General features: G+C 71.7%; 15 protein-coding genes. 8 read left to right on the forward strand and 7 right to left on the reverse strand.

What is annotated here, in order from left to right:
• Complete coding sequence (locus tag IPH07_28515; protein MBK6921375.1) at nucleotides 1-1,200, reverse strand: VWA domain-containing protein; 1,200 nt, start codon at nucleotides 1,198-1,200, stop codon at nucleotides 1-3.
• Nucleotides 1,201-1,514: 314 nt separating this feature from the next.
• On the opposite strand from IPH07_28515, the gene IPH07_28520 reads away from it, so the two are divergent.
• Genes IPH07_28520 through IPH07_28535 form a run of 4 tightly spaced genes read left to right on the forward strand, consistent with a single transcriptional unit; the run spans nucleotide 1,515 to nucleotide 4,254 of the window.
• On the forward strand, nucleotides 1,515-2,102 hold the full coding sequence (locus IPH07_28520) for a periplasmic heavy metal sensor (GenBank protein MBK6921376.1): 588 nt from the start codon (nucleotides 1,515-1,517) through the stop codon (nucleotides 2,100-2,102).
• Nucleotides 2,099-2,293 carry a hypothetical protein gene (locus IPH07_28525; protein ID MBK6921377.1) on the forward strand — a complete coding sequence of 65 codons (195 nt, stop codon included), beginning with the start codon at nucleotides 2,099-2,101 and terminating at the stop codon, nucleotides 2,291-2,293. The genes IPH07_28520 and IPH07_28525 overlap by 4 nt, the downstream gene beginning before the upstream one ends.
• Nucleotides 2,294-2,308: 15 nt before the next feature.
• On the forward strand, nucleotides 2,309-2,998 hold the full coding sequence (locus tag IPH07_28530) for a response regulator transcription factor (GenBank protein MBK6921378.1): 690 nt from the start codon (nucleotides 2,309-2,311) through the stop codon (nucleotides 2,996-2,998).
• The gene (locus IPH07_28535) at nucleotides 2,995-4,254 is read left to right on the forward strand and encodes a two-component sensor histidine kinase (protein ID MBK6921379.1); all 1,260 of its coding nucleotides are present in this window, start codon (nucleotides 2,995-2,997) and stop codon (nucleotides 4,252-4,254) included. Before IPH07_28530 ends, IPH07_28535 begins: the two co-directional genes overlap by 4 nt.
• A 10-nt stretch (nucleotides 4,255-4,264) precedes the next feature.
• On the opposite strand, the gene selA is transcribed toward IPH07_28535, so the two are convergent.
• From selA to IPH07_28550, 3 genes are all read right to left on the reverse strand, one after another.
• Nucleotides 4,265-5,629, reverse strand: a complete 1,365-nt coding sequence (gene selA / locus IPH07_28540; GenBank protein MBK6921380.1) for an L-seryl-tRNA(Sec) selenium transferase — start codon at nucleotides 5,627-5,629, stop codon at nucleotides 4,265-4,267.
• A gap of 82 nt (nucleotides 5,630-5,711) precedes the next feature.
• A complete protein-coding gene (locus IPH07_28545) occupies nucleotides 5,712-6,179 on the reverse strand; it encodes an FHA domain-containing protein (protein ID MBK6921381.1) in 468 nt (155 codons plus the stop codon).
• An 8-nt stretch (nucleotides 6,180-6,187) separates the two neighbouring features.
• The gene (locus IPH07_28550; GenBank protein MBK6921382.1) at nucleotides 6,188-8,050 is read right to left on the reverse strand and encodes a ComEC/Rec2 family competence protein; all 1,863 of its coding nucleotides are present in this window, start codon (nucleotides 8,048-8,050) and stop codon (nucleotides 6,188-6,190) included.
• A gap of 230 nt (nucleotides 8,051-8,280) precedes the next feature.
• Between IPH07_28550 and IPH07_28555 the strand changes: the two genes are divergently transcribed.
• The 4 genes from IPH07_28555 to IPH07_28570 all read left to right on the forward strand — a co-directional run bounded on the left by IPH07_28555 (nucleotide 8,281) and on the right by IPH07_28570 (nucleotide 13,831).
• Nucleotides 8,281-10,119, forward strand: coding sequence for a hypothetical protein (locus tag IPH07_28555; GenBank protein MBK6921383.1), 1,839 nt, complete (start codon nucleotides 8,281-8,283; stop codon nucleotides 10,117-10,119).
• Nucleotides 10,116-10,691, forward strand: coding sequence for a peptide deformylase (gene def, locus IPH07_28560; protein ID MBK6921384.1), 576 nt, complete (start codon nucleotides 10,116-10,118; stop codon nucleotides 10,689-10,691). The genes IPH07_28555 and def overlap by 4 nt, the downstream gene beginning before the upstream one ends.
• A gap of 70 nt (nucleotides 10,692-10,761) precedes the next feature.
• A complete protein-coding gene (locus IPH07_28565) occupies nucleotides 10,762-12,132 on the forward strand; it encodes a hypothetical protein (GenBank protein MBK6921385.1) in 1,371 nt (456 codons plus the stop codon).
• A 379-nt stretch (nucleotides 12,133-12,511) separates the two neighbouring features.
• Entirely contained in the window at nucleotides 12,512-13,831 is a 1,320-nt protein-coding gene (locus IPH07_28570) for a hypothetical protein (protein MBK6921386.1), read from the forward strand.
• A 59-nt stretch (nucleotides 13,832-13,890) separates the two neighbouring features.
• On the opposite strand, the gene IPH07_28575 is transcribed toward IPH07_28570, so the two are convergent.
• The 3 genes from IPH07_28575 to IPH07_28585 are packed head-to-tail and all read right to left on the reverse strand — an operon-like array spanning nucleotide 13,891 to nucleotide 17,476.
• A complete protein-coding gene (locus IPH07_28575) occupies nucleotides 13,891-16,107 on the reverse strand; it encodes an EAL domain-containing protein (protein MBK6921387.1) in 2,217 nt (738 codons plus the stop codon).
• Nucleotides 16,104-17,198, reverse strand: a complete 1,095-nt coding sequence (locus IPH07_28580; GenBank protein ID MBK6921388.1) for a radical SAM protein — start codon at nucleotides 17,196-17,198, stop codon at nucleotides 16,104-16,106. The genes IPH07_28575 and IPH07_28580 overlap by 4 nt, the downstream gene beginning before the upstream one ends.
• Nucleotides 17,199-17,200: 2 nt before the next feature.
• Nucleotides 17,201-17,476 carry a hypothetical protein gene (locus IPH07_28585; GenBank protein MBK6921389.1) on the reverse strand — a complete coding sequence of 92 codons (276 nt, stop codon included), beginning with the start codon at nucleotides 17,474-17,476 and terminating at the stop codon, nucleotides 17,201-17,203.
• Nucleotides 17,477-17,601 lie beyond the last annotated feature (125 nt).

Here is a 17,601-nt window from a genome sequence, read left to right on the forward strand (position 1 = left end):
CTAGCTGTGTCGCATCGTAAACCCTGCAGCCTCGGCCTGCGCCGCCATCCCCTCGATCATCGCGCCATCGAGGGAGTTGCTCGGGGTATCGCCGGCGTGCTGCCGCAGGAAGCCGTCACGTTGCTCGCGGAGCTGGGTCAGCCGGGCCGCGATCGCGGCGCGCTCGGCCCGACGCGACGCGACAAAGGCGGCCAGCTCGGCGGCATCGAGCCCGCGCAGGGCCTCGGGCAACGCGTCGGGCACGATGGTCTGGAGATCGACCACGCCCTCGGCGACGCCATCGACGAGATCCCAGCTGGGGTTGCGATAGTTCGCCATCGACTTGCTGAGTCCGCGCACCACCGCGCTGCCGACCGCGACGCTGTTGCTGTCCTGCTCGGTCTGGTTCTCGAGCCCGTGTGCGCCCTCGTTGCCGTAGCCCACGTAGGTGCCGTTGATGGCGACACCCAGGCGGCCGATCTCGTCGTCGTACGGCGTGGGCGGATCGACCGCGCGGGTGTTGTGGTCGATGTTGAAGTGGCGACCGCCGGCCCGCGTCGCGGCCTGGGCCCAGCCGACGTCGTCGCCCGCACCGTCGGGGCCGCAGTAGATGCTGTTCACGACCACGCCGCGCGCCCGTGCGCGATCGACCGCGTCGGTCCACCCGACCGGCCCCTGCTGGAACTCCTCGTTGCCCGCCACGTAGACCATGCGCAGCACGCCTTCGCCATCGCGCCACGTCAGCTCGTCGAGCGAGCGCGTGATGGCCTGCGGCGCGAACTCGCTGCCGCCGTTGGTCGACAGCGCGAACAGGGCCTGCGAGACGCGGTCGAGCTCGGGCGTGAAGCCCACGACCTGGCGGATGTGACCATCGGCGTAGCCGATGCGGTCGTTACCGTACTCGTAGATCGCGACCTCCAGTCGCGGCGTCGCGCCGTGGAAGGTCGCGCCGTCGAGCGCATTGACGACCGACCAGAGCCGGCTGCGGGCCTGATCGATCAGGCCGTCCATGCTGCTCGAGGTGTCGAGCAGCAGCGCGATCTGGATCGTCGGCGCGCCCTGCGACGGCGGGGGCGACGGCATCGCAGGCCCGCTGCCGCCGGGGTTCGGCGCCGCGAGCTGGGGGTCGGCCGCGATGGCCTCGGGGTCGCGGGCGCGCGAGCCGGTCGCGATCGGCCACGCGACCGCGGCCAGCAGGCAGGCCGTCGAGGCCAGCAGCACGGTCTCGAGCGCGGAGCTGTCTCGGCGTCGACGCGATCGCTGCCGGCGCGCGACGTCGTGCGGGCCACGATCCTGGCCACGATCGTGACCATCGTGCGGGCCATCGTGCGGGCCATCGTCGTGGCCATGGTCGTGGCCATGGTCGTGGCCATGGTCGTCGCCATGGTCGTGGGGAGTTGCCATGCGTGAAACCTACGCGCGAGACGGCAGCGGGGCTGTAACACGCGGGTAACCAGCACGAGCGGGGCAGCATCGCGGCACTTCACACTTCTTCATGGCGCCAGGCGATGTCCCTTCACGAAGGGGTGGTCATCTTGCGAAGCGACGGAGGCAACGACAGCATGTTCGGTTTTCTGGTGGGTGCGGCCTGTGTGGCCGGTTTGTTCCGCGTGATGCGACGACGTCGCGGCGACTACGGGTGGCACGGCTGCGGCGACCATCGACATCATTCGCATCATGGCCATCACTCTGGTGGCTGGGACGGCGGACGGGGTCCGTGGGGTCGCGGCGGCGACGACGGCGGCAGTCGTACGCCGTGGTGGCTGCGCGGTCTGTTCTCGCGGCTCGACACCACGCCGGGTCAGGAGAAGGTGATCCGCGAGGTGATGAACGAGCTGCGCGACGAGGGTCGAGACCTGCGCGGTGAGTTCCGCAAGGCACGGGGCGACCTGGCCGGCGCGCTGCGCAGCGAGGGCGTCGACGAGACCGCGCTCGGCGAGGCGTTCGCACGGCACGACGACGCGCTCCTGCGCATGCGCAAGGGCGTGGTCGGTGCGCTGGCCAAGCTCCACGAGGCGCTCGACGAGCGGCAGCGCCGCGTGCTGGCCGACTGGCTGGAGTCGAGCCGTGGCTTCGGCGGGGGCGCTCGCGACCGCGACGAGGACGAACGGGGGATGGCATGAACGACCGCGTGAAGATCGCCCTGCTCCTCACCGGCGCGACGCTCGGGTTCGGCTCCGGCTTCGCGAGCCTGGCGTGGCACGCCGAGCACGGCTGGCACCACGGTCGTCGCCACCACGACGACGCGTGCGACCGTGGTCGCGACCGCGATCGCGACCGGGACCGCGACCGCGAGCACGACGACGAGCCCTGACGTAAGCTGGTCGACGTGAGCCTGCGGGTCCTGCTCATCGACGATGACGAGCGGCTGTTCGAGCTGCTCGCGCGATACATGGGCGACAACGACGTCGTGCTCACGCACGCCGCCGACGGTGCGCGCGGCCTGGCTGCGCTCGCCGCCGGCGGTTTCGACGTGATCCTGCTCGACGTCATGATGCCGCGGCAGGACGGCATCAGCGTGCTGAAGAAGATCCGCGAGCGCGACGCGATTCCGATCGTGATGCTCACTGCCAAGGGCGACGAGGCCGATCGCGTGGTCGGGCTCGAGCTCGGCGCCGACGACTACGTCGCCAAGCCGTTCTCACCGCGGGAGCTGCTCGCGCGGCTGCGTGCGGTGACGCGGCGCGGCCAGCCGGGTCTGCTGTCGGAGCGGCTGTCGGCGGGCGGCATCGTGATCGACGTCGGCACGCGGCAGGTGACCCGCGAGGGCCGCGTGATCGAGCTGACCGCGGTCGAGTTCGACATCCTCGTCGCGTTGATGCGAAGGGCCGGACGGGTGGTGCCACGCACGGCGTTGCTGTCCGAGGCCGGTCGCGGCGACGTCAACGTCGGCGAGCGCACCATCGACGTCCACATCTCGCGGCTGCGACGGCAGATCGGCGACGACCCCAAGGCCGCGACCCGCATCCAGACCATCCGCGGGGTCGGCTACATGCTCACACGCGAGGGCGAAGAATGAGACGACGACCTGCGCGGCATCGCGGCCGCCGGCTGCGGCACCTGTTGGTGCTGTGGTTCGGCGTGACGATCGTCGCGACCGGCCTGACGGTGATCGCGGTGTGGTCGCTGTCGAGCCCGGGCCCCCGCGCGTGGGACCACATGACCGCGAACCTGCAGCGCTTCGTCGGCAGCGAGTTCGGCCAGGTGTGGCACGATCCGCAGCGACGCAGCGCACTGGCGGCCCGGGCGGCACACGACCTCGAGGTCGGCATCGAGCTGCGCGACCTCGACGGACGGACGATCGAGCGCCATGGCCCAACCTGCGACGATCACGTCCTGACCGCACCGGTGCAGGACGAACACGGACGTTTGGGGGAGATCGCCGCGTGCTGGGCCCACCCCCACCGTGGTGGCCCGGCGATGTTGCTGGCGTTGTTCGCCGCCGGCTTGGTGCTGTGGGGGGCGGCGGGCATGCTCGCGAGGCGCCTGACGCGGCCCTACGACACGCTCACGCGTTTCGCCAAGCGACTCGCGGACGGTGAGCTCGACGCGCGGGTCGACATCGGTCGCGAGCTGCGGGGCGAGCCGGCGGTGGTCGGTGTCGCGCTCAACGACATGGCCACCCGCGTCCAGGCCCAGCTCGCAGAGGCGCGCACGCTGCTGGCCGCGGTGTCCCACGAGATCCGGACGCCGCTCGGACACCTGCGGGTGCTGGTCGAGCTGCTGCGGGATCGCGGCGCCGACGATGCCACGCTGCAGGATCTCGAGCGCGAGATCGCCGATCTCGACGCGTTGGTCGGCAAGCTGCTGGCCGACGCACGCCTGCAGTTCTCCGCGATGGCGACCACGCCGCTGTCGGCCCGCGCGGTCGCGATCCGGGCGCTGGCGCAGGCGGGGCTGCCCCGCACGTTGCTGGTCGCCGGCGACGACGACGACGCCTTCCTCGGCGATCCGACACTGCTCGGCCGTGCGCTCGGCAATCTGCTGGAGAACGCGCGTGCCCACGGCGATGGCGTGGTCGCACTGCGGGTGGAGGGCGACCGCGACAGCATCACGTTCGCCGTCGACGACGACGGGCCCGGCATCGACGCGACCGCGCGGGCGCGGGCGTTCGAACCATTCGCACGCGGGGCCCAGGGCCACGACGGGCGCACGCACCTCGGGCTCGGGCTCGCGCTCGTGCAGCGCATCGCGCAGGCCCACGGCGGCGGCGCGTGGATCGACGCGCGTCAGGGTGGCGGCACCACCGTCGGTATCCGCGTGCAGCGGCGCTGAGGCGCCCGCCTCAGCGCAAGGCTGTGCGCGCGGCCGCGACCAGCCGCGCGTCGTCGCGGGGATCGACCGTGCGCAGGTCGAGCCACACCGCCTCGTCCTCGATGCGACCCACCACCGCGATCTCGCCGGTGCGCAGCCGCCGGGCCAGCGCGCTCGCCCGCCCGCCCGCCGGCAATCGCACCGCGATGCTGGGCATGCGATCGCCCGGCAGCGAGCCGCCGCCGATGGTCGCGTCGCACGCCTGCACGGCGTCGGCTTCGAGCCCGAGAGCATCCGCGACCGCGGCCGCGCGCGTGCGTAGCTCGTCGAGGGTCCATGCGACCATGCGGTGCAGCGGCAACGGTGGCGGCTCACGACCGGCGTGCGATGCCGCGGTCGCGTGCAGGGCCGCGAGCGTGACCTTGTCGGGTCGCAGCGCCCGTGCCATGGGGTGCCGACGCATGCGCTCGACCACCTCGCGCGTGCCCGCGACGATGCCGGCCTGCGGACCACCGAGCAGCTTGTCGCCGCTGGCCAACACCACGTCGGCACCGTGCTCGAGGTAGGACGCGATGGTCGGCTCGCGCGCGGGCAGCCCCGTGCCGAGCGAGCCGCTGCCGAGATCGGCGACCAGCGGCACGCCGTGGGCGCGCGCGATCGCGGCCAGCTCGGGCAGCGCGACCTCGGCGACGTAGCCGTGCTGCTCGAAGTTCGACAGGTGCACCCAGAGGATCGCCGACGCGCTGCCGTCGGGGCCGGGCGCCAGCGCGGCCTCGTAGTCGGCGGCGTGGGTGCGATTGGTGCTGCCGACCGCGACGATGCGGCAACCGCCGGCGGCGGCCATCGTCGCGACCCGGAAGCCGTCGCCGATCTCGACCATCTGCCCGCGCGACAGCGCGACCCCACCGGGGCTGCCGAGCACGGTGCAGGCCAGCAGGAGCCCCGCGGCGTTGTTGTTCACCACGTGGACGTCGGGCGCGCCGATGACGGCCGCCAGGAGTGGTCGCGTCCACGCGAAGCGAGAGCCGCGTTGGCCACTGTCGAGCTCGACCTCGAGATCGCACGCCCGCGCGGCAGTGATCGCGGCTGCGATCGCGGCGTCGGACCACGGCGCGCGACCGAGGTTGGTGTGCAGCAGCACGCCGGTCGCGTTGATCACTGCGCGCGGATGCGGCCCGCACAGCGCCTCGAGTCGCGCGGCGACCTGCACCGCGAACTGCTCGGCGTCGGGCACCACCGTGGGCGCCCCCGCGCCGCGACGAATCGCATCGCGCAGCGCCGCGAGCATGCCCTCCGCGACCCGGCGCACCACCTCGCGCCGCCACGGCGTCGTCGCGAGCGCAGCCGCATCGAGCACGCGGTCCATCTTGGGCAGGCGGGAGAGGGCTTCGGTCACGGCTCGCGAGTGTACCGAGTTCCACCGAGCCAGCGGCGAAGCCGGCCCGGACCTCCCTGCGTTGCGTCGGTCCGCGGCGACTTCAGAGCAGCATCATGGCCGCCACCAGCGCGCCGAACACGAGCACACCGAGCAGCGGCAGCCACAGCGTGCCGACGCCCCGGCGCTCGAGCGTGCGCGGATCGGTGGCGGTCATCGTGGTCTCACCGGCGCGCGCCAGCACGTCCGCGACCTGCGACGCGGGGTGGCTCAAGGTCAACGCGAGATCGCCCAGCGCGATGACCTGGCCGTGGCTGACCTTGGTCGGACCGGTGATGGGCTCGCCATCGATGCGCACGCCGTTCTTGCTCTCGAGGTCGCGCACGACCACGCCGTCGGGGCTGACGATCAGCTCGGCGTGGCGTCGCGAGACGTCCTCGTGCTCGACCTGCACCGAGGCCTCGCTGCCGCGACCGAGCACATGGATGCCATAGGGCAGCTCGTGCGCGCGGCCGTGATGGGGGCCGTTCGACTCGAGCAGCAACGGGTAGAGCGTTCGCGCCGGTGGCATCGCCGAGGTCATTGTAGACCGACCCCGTCGAGCCAGCGCTCGCCCGCGAAACAGTGCACCAACGTGCCATCGAAGGCAGCGAACGAGGGCCCGTCGTGGCGGCGGCGACAGACCGCGATCGCGGCGCTCGCCATCTGGACGCTGGGCCCCTCGCAGCCGCCGTTCTCGACCACGGCGGCGTCGTAGCCGGTGGCCGCGAGCTCGCGACGCAGCGCGACCACGTGGGGTGCGTCGTCGAGGGTGCCCGGCCGCGGCGGTCGCCGAGTGACGACGTCGTCGATCACCGCGACGCCGAGCGCCTCCAGCATCGGTGGCCACTGCGCGGGATCGCCGGTGGGATCGACCACGCAGGCGTGGCCTTCGTCGGCGCCACGCACCACCAGCGCGGGCGCCCGCAGGGGGCCGAACGCGAACCACCGCGCGTCGCGGATCGCCGGCACCGACCCCGGCTCGATGGCGTCGCGTCGCCACGCCCACGCCGCGATCACGAGCACCGCGACCAGCGTCGTCGGGGCCCACCGCCGCCACGCGGGCACGCACGCCAGCCGCCGCCACGCGTGCCCGACCAGCACCAACGCGGCGATCGCAGCGAGCGCGGCGGGTGGTACCCGCGGCAACGCGGCGCCGACCGATGCGATGTCGAGCACCAGCGCGGCGGCCCACTTCGCCGGCACCCACGCAGCTGCACCGAGCCACGGGTCGAGCACTGCCGCCAGCACGCCGGCGGGCGTGAGCACCAGCGTGAACACCGGCACCGCGACGACGTTGGTCGCCACCGACCACGCGCCGGTCTCTCCGAAGTGCAACGCGACGACCGGCGCGATCGCCCAGCTCACCCGCCAGCTCTGCAGCGCGAGCCCGGCCCGCTCGGGTGCGCGCAGCAGCGCGGCCATGGCAAAGAACGACAGCTGGAAGCCGACGTCGAAGGCCCACGCCGGTCGCCACGCCAACATCACCGCCGAGGTCCACGCCAGCACCGTCACGCCGTGGAGCGGGCGGGCGGACCACGCCGCCAACCCCAACGCGACCACCATGATCGCCGAGCGCACCGCCGGCGCCTCGGCACCCACCAACCCGACGTACGCCACCACCGGCAGCAGCCCGGTCAGCGCCGCAGGGGCCGGCGAGTCGGTGAACCACGCCGTCACCCGCAGCGCGCCGCGCCACACCAGCCACGCGATCAACGTGACCTGCATGCCACTGACGGCAACCAGATGTCCGAGCCCCGCGATGGCGAGCTCGCGCCGCCGCGTCGGTGACAACGCCGCGCGCACACCGAACAGGCTCGACACCACCAGCGCGCGCGCATCGTCGCCGCGACTCTCGGCCCACCAGGCCTGCCGAGCCCGCGCGACCACCGACCAGTACCCGTCGTCGTCGTCGCGCGAGCGCCACGCCCGATCGGCCGACAACGCCCAGCTGGCCCCGCGGCCCCGCGCGAACGCCAGCGGATCGGCTGCGCCCGGCCACACCGGGCCGTGCACGAAACGCAATGCATCGAGCGGCACGATCACCTCGGCACCCGCGGCGATCGGGCAGATCTCGGGCGGCAGGTCGAGCGACGCCCGCTGCGGACTCGCCCGCGGCCGTGCGACCACCGAGCAACGGGCCCCCGGCCAACCCGCGGCCTCGATCGCGAACCGCTCCACCGCGGCGATCTCCCCGCGCCCCGCGGGCCAGTCGCGCGTGCGCTCGTCGGCACCGACCGCGAGGCCACGCGCCAGCGCGAGCAGGATCAGCGCAGCGGCGAATCGTCGCGCCCCCGGACCACGCGCGCACACGGCCCACAGCGTGAGGCCCAACGCCCCGAGCACCGCGACCAACACCAGCGGCGCATGCACGCCCGTCCACACGCCGGCCCGTGTGGCCATGGACCCTCCCACGAGGGCGACCACGACCCCGAGCCACAGCACCGTGACGCGCACGACGGCGTTCGTCGACCCGCAACATCGACACATTGCAGCCGCGGATCGGCGGATCCGATCGCTCGCGAGTCCGTGGCGCCACGCAGGGTGATCCCGCGCGCAGTCACGAGCCGATGCGAGAGTCGACGCCAGGCATTTGCGGCCACGCGCCCATCGGGCCTACACTGTGCGCCGCGATGCTGCTGACCCGCGTCTGGGGCGTGATCCTTGCCGCACTGGCGAGCCTGTGCCTCGGCGGCATGTTCCTGCTCTCCAAGGCGCAGGGCACCGACTTCTCCGAGAGCGACCGCGCAGCGCTGCATGCCGTCACCGAGGCCGGCGTGGCCGCGCTGGGGGCCCAGCTCGAGTCGGCGCCCGCACGCCAGGTCGGCACCATGCTGCTCGACCCCACCGTGCGCGAGGCGTTGGCCCGCACGCCCGAGCAGGAGGCCAAGCTACCGCCGGAGAAGCTGCCGCTGCCGCAGGTCTTCACCGAGGCCGCCGAGGGCCTGCGCGTGCGCAACAAGTCGGACATGACGGTCGCGTTCGTCGACGGCTCCGGCAACGTCGTGGCGGTGAGCGGCATTGGTGAGCCGCTGGTCTCCGAGCTGGTCGCGAGCACGCCGTTCCAGGAGCTGCCCGCCGACGAGGACGGCATGTTCTCGCTGATGCTCGGCGGACAGATCCACGCCGCCCGCGTGATGCGGGCCGATGCCAACGGACGGCGGCTGGTTGGGTTCGAGCCGCTGTCGATCGGCGCAGGCTCGCTGCTGCGTCGCGTGCTCGGCACCGAGAACCCGGCCGGCATGGTGCGCAACGGCAAGCTGATCGGCGACACCATCGGCGACCAGCCGGTCGCGGGTGAGCTCGAGAAGCTCGCGGTCGCGCACCTCGACGATGCGCCCGACGAGGGTGCGAGCAAGGTGTTCAGCGTCGGCGATGGCCTCGATGCGCGCATCGGCGCGGTCGGTCGCATGCCCGGCCCGGCGGGCGAGGGCAAGGGCGGCGCGCTGCTGGTGGTGATGTCGCGCCGCACCGCCGCCGCAGGCCATCGCGATCTCACCGACGCGCTCGCGAGTGCGCGCGAGCGCGGCGTGGTCTCGGCCGCCAACTGGGTGCTGCTCGCGGTGCTGCTCTTGATCTGCGCCGCGTTGGCGCTGTACCTGCCGCAGATGGAAGCGCTCGGGCCCATGCGTCGGCTCGCAGGCGAGTTCCAGGCGGTCGCGCGCGGCCACCAGCACCAGATCTTCCACGATCGCTACGGCGGTCCCACCGGCGACGTCGCGCGGGCGGCCAACGCCGCCCACGAGGCCTTGCGCGCGGCCTACCTGGCGGAGCTCGAGATCGACGAGGAGGTCAGCGAGGACGCCGGCGCCGCGACGCGCCAGCGCCCGAAGACGATGCGTGGCCGCAAGCTGACCCGTTCGGTGCGCAAGGTCGAGGACGATCCGCGCGAGACCAACGTGACCGCGCGACAGGATGCGAACGCCGAGCCCGCGGCCGAGCCGAGCGCATCGACGCGACTGCCCGAGCGACCCGCGAATGCGCCCGCCACCAACCCACCGCCGGCGCGGCGGCCGACGCCGATCGCGGCGCAGCCGGCCTCACCCATGGCCTCGCCATCGGCCTCACCCGCAGCCGCGCCGACGCCCCCGCGAAGCCCTGCCCCCGCCGCGCCGCGTGCCGTCGCGCCCCCGCGCGCCGCGACGCCGGTGAGCGTGCCGCCGGCCCGCCCGGCGACCACCGAGCCGGTCCCCGCGCCACCGCTCGCGACGCCGCCCGCCGACGCCGGCGACGACGACGACGATCGCACGCGATACCACCGCGAGGTCTTCGAGGAGTTCCTGCAGATCAAGATCGCCTGCGGTGAGAACGTCGAGGGCTTCACGTTCGACAAGTTCGCCCGCAAGCTGGCGAAGAACACCCAGGACATCCTCGAGAAGCACAGCGACGTGCGCGACGTGCAGTTCACGGTCTACGTGAAGGACGGCAAGGCCGCCCTCAAGGCCAAGGTCATCCGCGGAGGCGGTGCGTGACACTGCTGAAGATCGCCCAGATCGGCGCGCCGGTGCTGCGTGAGCGCGCCCGCGAGGTCGAGCGCGAAGAGCTGCGCAGCGCGCCCTTCCAGCAGTTCATCGACGACCTCGTCGAGACCATGCGCGACGCGAACGGAGCTGGGCTCGCGGCCATCCAGGTGCATCGCCCCGTGCGCGTGTGCGTGATGGAGGTCGACGGCAACCCGCGCTATCCGTACAAGCCGAAGATCCCGCTCACCATCCTCGTGAACCCGGTGCTGACGCCGCTGTCCGAGGAGCGCTTCGACAACTACGAGGGCTGCTTGTCGGTGCCCGACCTGCGCGGGGTGGTGTCGCGCTTCGCCGAGCTGCGCGTGCAGGCGTGGGACCGCGACGGCAACGCCATCGACCGCGAGGTCCGGGGCATCACCGCTGGGACGTTTCAGCACGAGGTCGATCACCTCGACGCCACACTGTTCATCGATCGCGTGACCGATCCGCGAACGTTGTGCATTTGGAAGGAATTCGCCCGCCATCGCGAGGCCGACTTCCGCGCCCAGGTCGAACGCGTCGTCGCGCGCTACGGCTCCTGAGCCGTGCCCGAGGCCGCCGCGGGCGGCACCGCGGCGCATGGCATGCTATGGTCGCTGCCGAAGCTCCGTCGTGCGAGAGGTCGGCCGCAAGTCCCTGGCGATGATCGGATCGGCGGTGCTCCACGCCGCGCCGGTGGTGTGGGGCATGCTGTCGATGGCGCCACACATCGAGGTCGACCTCGAGCTCGAGTTCACGGAGGTCGAGCTGATCGACCCGGACACCATCCAGGGCGCGATGCCCGAGGCGCCCAAGCAGGCGCCCGTGGTCGCTCCGCCGCCGCCCGAGGTGAAGCCGCCCGCGCCCGCCACCGAGCCGACCCCCGAACCACCCAAGCCCGAGCCGCCCAAGCCCGAGCCGCCCAAGGAGCCCGAGCGCGACCTCGGCGGTCAGAAGCACTCCAAGGTCGACGAGCTCGGCCCGACCAACAGCACCTACTTCGTGATGTTGGTGCCGAAGAAGATCCGCAAGCTCAGCTTTGCCGAGCAGGCGCTCGATGTCATGGCCCCGCTGCCGGACTTCGAGTACCTCATCACCGCCGGCGGCTTCGATGCGCTGCGGGATTTCGACCACATCGTGATCGCCAGCCCCGATCTGCGTGACTGGCGACAGACCTTCCTCGCGGTCGACTATCGGATGTCGCGCGACGAGGTCCAGCGAGGCATCGAGCGCGCGGCCGCGGCCAACGACGAGTCGATCGAGTGGATCGAGGAGAACGGCATCATCCGCGGCAACCCCAAGCCGCTCGATGGCTCGCCCGACGTCGACAACCGCTGGTTCGTCCTGCTCGAGGACCACATCGCGGTCTACGTGCGCGACGAGTTCCTGCGCCACATCATCGCGCCCGAGCCCGGCGACGAGAAGACTGCGGGCAACTTCGTGGCCAACCTCGTGAAGCTGCGCAGCTTTGCCGCCCGTCAGCCCACCGCCGGGCTGCAGGTCGTGATGAAGGACCTGCGAGCGTCGCTCAAGCGCGCCAAGCTGCCGTTCACGGTGCCCGACGGCATCGAGCTCTCGGCCGAGGCCACCGAGGATCCCGAGCTGCTGGTGCGGGTCGAGTTCAGCGAGATCGTCGACGCCAAGGCCTTCGAGAAGTTCTGGCGCGAGGACGTCGGCAAGCTGTTCGACAGCCGCATCGAGCTCAAGCTGGTGAAGGGGATCATCTACGACCCCGTCGAGCTCGCGCGCAAGAACACCGACGTGCAGATGTGGTCGCGCTTCGACGCCAAGCAGGCCAAGATGATCCTCGGCATCATCGCGGACAACAACGCCAAGTACCTCCGCAAGACCCCCGAGCAGCTCGCCGAGCTCCGGCGTCAACGCCAGGAGAACTGGCTCAAGCGCAACAAGGGCAAGCTGCCGCCCTCGGCGCTCGGTGGTGGCGACGACGAGCCCAAGCCCGAGCCGCCCGCGCCAGCGCCAGCGCCAGCGCCAGCGCCGTGAGGCCGAGCGGCCGCCGGCGCCACTTTAACGCGCGGGTGTGCGTGAGCCCGCGCGGGCGCGAGGCGGGCACGCCCGCCGATGTGATGGGTCCCACGCGTGACAGGCAGCGCCGGCACGCCGGGACTGCGAAGTCGAACGAATCGTCGATGAAGGAGGACGCAAGGGCCGCCATGTACGCCGGTGGAGTACGCCGATGGGCGGCAGTGGGTGTGGAGCGAGCGGACGAGGCCTGGTGCGCCGACGCGCATGCGCCCACGGCGGAGACCCGCCGATGGGCACGACCGGATCGTTCGCGCTACACTGTCGCATCTCGTAGGCCGAGGGACCGGAACCGACGCCGACAAGACACGTGGATCGACACCACGAAGGATGATGGATCATGGGCACCGTAGCGCAGGACGAAGAGAAGGAACGCGACCCCTCCGAGACGTCGGGCTACGCCGACATCATGGAGATCGCGCAATCGCTCGGGATCGAGGACGACGAGATCGCCGCCAGCTCGGACGACGACGACGACGACCTCGATGATGGTGCCGGCACAGGCTATGGCGGAGCCGCGGCCGCGGCGCTGATCGGTGACGCGGCCCTCGAGGCGCCGCCGCCGGTCGCAGCCAACACCACGCGACCGACCAGCGAGAGCAAGCCCCCACCACCGCCGCCGCCGAAGCCGAAGACCGGCGAGGTGCCCAAGGCCGAGGCCGCCGCCGACGCGCCCAAGCCCGAAGCGAAGGCGGACGCCAAGCCGGAGCCCAAGGCCGAAGCCAAGCCCGAATCCAAGGTGGAGTCGAAGCCAGTCGCCGCCGCCGTCTCGCTCGCCGAGGTCGCGCCGAAGGCCGAGCCCAAGTCCGCCACCGTGGCCGTGCCCGCGCCACTGCCGAAGGCCGAGCATCGCGCCACCGCAGCCGCGGTGACGATGGCGCCCTCGCCCGCACCGAAGCAGGAAGAGCAGCGCAAGGGCGGCATGCTGTGGATGCTCGCGCTCGGAGCCCTCGTGCTCGGCGGCGTCGCCTGGGTGGCGATGCGCCCCGACAGCGACGCGAACAAGACCGCAGCCGCGGGTGCCGAGGTGCGCGCGGCCGCTCCGACGCCGCCGCCGGTGGTCGAGCCCAAGCCCGAGCCGCCCAAGCCAGCGCCGGTCGTCGTGGCGCCGCCGGTGGTCGAGGAGCCGGTCGTCGAAGAGCCGCCGGTGGTCGAAGAGCCGCCGAAGGAGGCCAAGGTCGAGGTCTCGGTGACGCAGAAGAAGAAGGGCGAGAAGAAGCCCGCCGCTGGTCCGCCGGAGCCCTCGGGCCCGCCCGAGCCCGCCGAGCCCAAGTCGCTCACGCCCAAGGAGATCGACGAGCGCTTCCGTGCGGAGTGCGTGCTCGACCCGAACAAGCCCGGCTGCGCCGAGCTCCGCAAGAAGGAGCGCAACGGCCCCGATCTCGACGCGAAGCTGGCCGACAAGCTCAGCGAGTCGCAGCTGCGCCAGGGCTTCTCCTCCGCGAAGGCGAAGGCCAAGGCCTGTGGTGGTAGCGCGGGTGAGACGGTGCGCGTGAAGGTGTCGATCGCCGGCGACTCCGGCGACGTCATCTCGGCGTCCGCGCTCGACCCCCACGCCGGCACCCCGCTGGGCGATTGCGTGGCGAGTGCGCTCAAGGACGCCCACTTCTCGCGCTTCACCTCAGAAACGCAGGGCACCGTGTATCCCGTCAGCTTCTGAGTCGGCTTCCGAGTTGGGGATGGACGCGAGGCGCTCATCCCCAACCGGCGATTCGACGCTCACGAGCTCGTGAGCGAGACGGCGGGCGCGAACAGCTCGGGCACCCGAGCGGCGCGAAGGGGATGTCCGAACAGGTAGCCCTGCCCGCGCAGACAGCCGAGCTGCAGCAGTTGCTCGGCCTGTGAGCGCGACTCGATGCCCTCGGCGATCACATCGACGCCGAGCGCCTGCGCCAGCCCGACGATCGTGCGGATCATGGCCGCGCCCTGCTCGCTGCCGTCGAGCACGTCGACGAAGGCCTTGTCGATCTTGAGGCCGTCGACGGGGAATCGGTGCAGGTACGACAGCGACGAGTAGCCGGTGCCGAAGTCGTCGACCCAGATGCGCACGCCCGTGCCGCGCAGCGTCTCGAGCACGCGCAGCACCGCCTCGGCGTTGTCCATCAGCACGCTCTCGGTGAGCTCCAGGCGCAGACAGCCCGGGGCGACCTCGTTGCCGCGCAGCGCATTGTCGATCTCCTCGAGCAGGCGCGGATCGGCGAGCTGTCGGCCCGAGAGGTTGACGCTCATCGACAGCGGCGGAAGCTCGGGCAGCGCCTGCTGCCAGTGCCGTAGCTGCCGCACCGCCTCGTGGATGGCCCAGCGCCCGATCGGCAGGATGAGGCCGGTCTGCTCGGCGACCGGGATGAACTCCGAGGGCGGCACGATGCCGCGTCGTGGGTGCCGCCAGCGCGTCAACGCCTCGAAGCCCAGCAGGTTACCGGTGTCGAGCGCGACGATCGGCTGGTAGTGCAGCTCGAACTCCTCGCGCTCGACCGCCTGCCGCAGCGCGACCTCGAGGCGCAGGTGCGTGAGCGCGTCGATGCGCATCTTGGTCTCGAAGACCTCGTGCCGATCCTGACCGCGTTCCTTGGCCTTCGTCGCGGCCGCGCCGACGTCGTTGATGACCTCCTGCGGGTCGTCATAGCCGCGGGTGCTCGTCGTCAGGCCGATGCTGACGGTCGCGTAGACGGTCTGCCCGTCGACCTCGAAGGGGTCGCGGACCGCGACGCGGATGCGGTTGGCGATGTCGGTGCCGGCGTCGACGTCGTCGAGGTTCTCGAGCAGCACCGCGAACTTGTCGCCGCCGAAGCGCGCGACCACGTCGCCGGGCCGCACGCAGCCGCCCAGCCGGCGCGCGAGGATCGCGAGCATGCCGTCGGCGGCCTGGTGACCGATGCTGTCGGCGAGCCACCGGAAGCGGTCGACGTCGACCATCAGCACCGTGAAGCGGTAGCTGGAGTCCTGCTTGCGCAGCTCGATCGCGCGGGCGATCCGCTCCATGAAGGGCTCGCGACGGGGCAGGCCGGTCAGCGGATCGTTGCGGCTTTCCTCGAGCAGCTTCTGCTCGCGCAGGCGGAAGTCGGAGGTGTCCGTCAGCGAGCCAGCCATGCGCACCGGTCGCCCCGCGGCGTCGCGCTGGACGACGCCACGGCTGATCACCCAGCGGTACGTGCCGTCACTGGCACGCAGGCGATGCTCGTTCTCGTGGAAGGGCTTGTCGCCCGCCAGGTGCTGCTCGATGTCCGCGCGCAGGGCCTCGAGATCGGCCGGGTGCACGCGGCCGAACCACTCGTCGACTTCGTTCGAGAGGTCATCGATGCCGTAGCCCAGCAGCTCACGCCAGCGCCGCGAGAAGTGCATCTCACCGCTGTCGAGCAGCCACTCCCACACACCGTCGTTGCTACCGCGGACGGCGAGGGCGAAGCGCTCCTGCACCTCGGCGAGCGCGCGACGCATGCGACCGCGCTCGATCGCCGCGTGCACGCTGGCCTCGAGCAACGCACCGGAGATCTCCGAGCGCAGCACCACCGCGTCGGCGCCGTCGTGCTGCAGGATGTCGCGCCGGGCCGAGCGCTGCTCGGGCTTGGCGGTCATGTCGATCGCGACCAGGGGTACGCTCGGCAGCCGTCGGTCTCGCACCAGGCGCGTCCACATGCGGCGATCCGCGGCGACCTCGACCAGCACCGCGTCGTACTCGGCGCTGGTGAGGGCCTGGATCGCGAGCACTTCGTCGGCCGCGTGATCGCAGACGAAGTTGGGATCGGCGACCTGCTCGAGCAGCTCGAGGACGGTCGAGTACTCACGCGTCGACTCGCCCAGGTAGAGCACGCGCTGCGTGCCCGGCCGCGGCTCGATCGATGCTCGGGGCTGCACGAACTGCGTCGTGCGGGCCAACGTGGTCATTTCCATCGTCGGCCGACGCTCGCGCGTGCTGCTCTCGGAATCGTCGATCACCCGTGCTCCCCCACCATCGACTCGTCCGCCACCGCGGCCGTGGCCGCGCCCCCGAGCTGGACCGGCGAGAACTCCTCCCAGCCATGACGCCGGAGGTAGTTCGACCACACCCCTTCACAGACGGAATCGTACCGGCACGAGTTGCACGCCTCGCGCTTGCGACGGGCGGCATCGTCGAGATCGGCGCGTCGCAGCTGGACCAGCCCGGACTCGCCCTCGACCGGCAAGCCCGCGAGGGTCGGCTCTCCGACGCGCACGCGCGCGGCGGCGGCCGCGGGCTCGAAGTGGACGTAGCGCTCGACGTAGCCGCGGTTGAAGTCGGGCACCTCACCGGTCGTGCACAGCGGGATGTCGACGAGGAACGCCATCGGCTGCGGCTCGACCCGCTGCTGCTCACGCACGAACGCGGCGAAGCCCGCTGCGATATCGCGGTAACGCGGGAAGATCTGATCGAAGTGGGTGTTGGCGCGACCGTTGGCCTGCATCACATTGAAGACCACCTGCTCGACGCCATGCGCCCGCAGGAAGCGATAGATCGGACCCAGGTGCGGCAGGTTGCGCCGGGTGATCACGGTCGACGTGTGCAAGCCGACGCCGTGTCGTCGCAGGCTCGCGACCATGTCGATGCCCGCGAGCGTCTGCGCGAAGCTGTCGGGTGTGCGCGTGAGGCCCTCGTGCAGCTTCGCCTCGTGGCCGTGAATCGAGATGTAGACCCGGTTCAAGCCCGCCGCGACCAGCCCCTTGGCGTAGCGCTCGTAAGAGAGCGCGCGACCGTTGGTCATCACGCTGATCACCGGCACGCCGTGGCGCTTCGCAGCCTTGATCCAGCGCGGCAGCGCCGGGTTCGTGGTCGGCTCGCCGGAGGTGAAGCAGACCTCCTCGCAGCCACGGTTGTGCTCGAGGATCCACTGCACGGTCTCGTCCGTCGTCGCCGAGTTGGTGACGTAACGGCCGTCCCGATCCTCCTCCATACAGAAGATGCAGTTGTTGTTGCAGACGGCACCGGTGAGCACATGGACTCGCTCACGGCGATCGGCGATGCGCTGCTCGATGCCGAGCGCGCCCTGTTCGCCGACTCCGCCGTCCGCCACGGTCACCAGCTCCCGTGACTGCCGTGGGAGCCGTGACTGCCGTGACTACCGTGACTGCCGTGACTGCCGTGGCTGCCGTGACTGCCATGGCTGCCGTGCGAACAGTGCGTCGGCGCGGCCATGCCCGCCTCGCCCTTGATGGTGTCGGGACCCTCGTCGGCGTTGTCCTTGGCGCGCACCGAGATTTCGCGCTGCTCCGCGCCCAGCATCGCCGCGGGCGCGCGGTTGTACGTGGGCAGCGCCTCGTCGTCGTCCGGTTGGTCTCGGGGCTCGTCCATCGGCAGTATCCCGTTGTCGAATGATACCAGCCGCCCGCGCGAAGTTGGCCGCTTGGTCGCGGGTGAACGCTGATCGGCCACATCGGTGCCATGCCATGGGGCGGCGGACCCGCGGGCCTGCTCGG

The organism is Deltaproteobacteria bacterium, assembly GCA_016709225.1.
GTDB classification, from domain to species: Bacteria; Myxococcota_A; Polyangia; order Nannocystales; family Nannocystaceae; genus Xiheibacterium; species Xiheibacterium phototrophicum.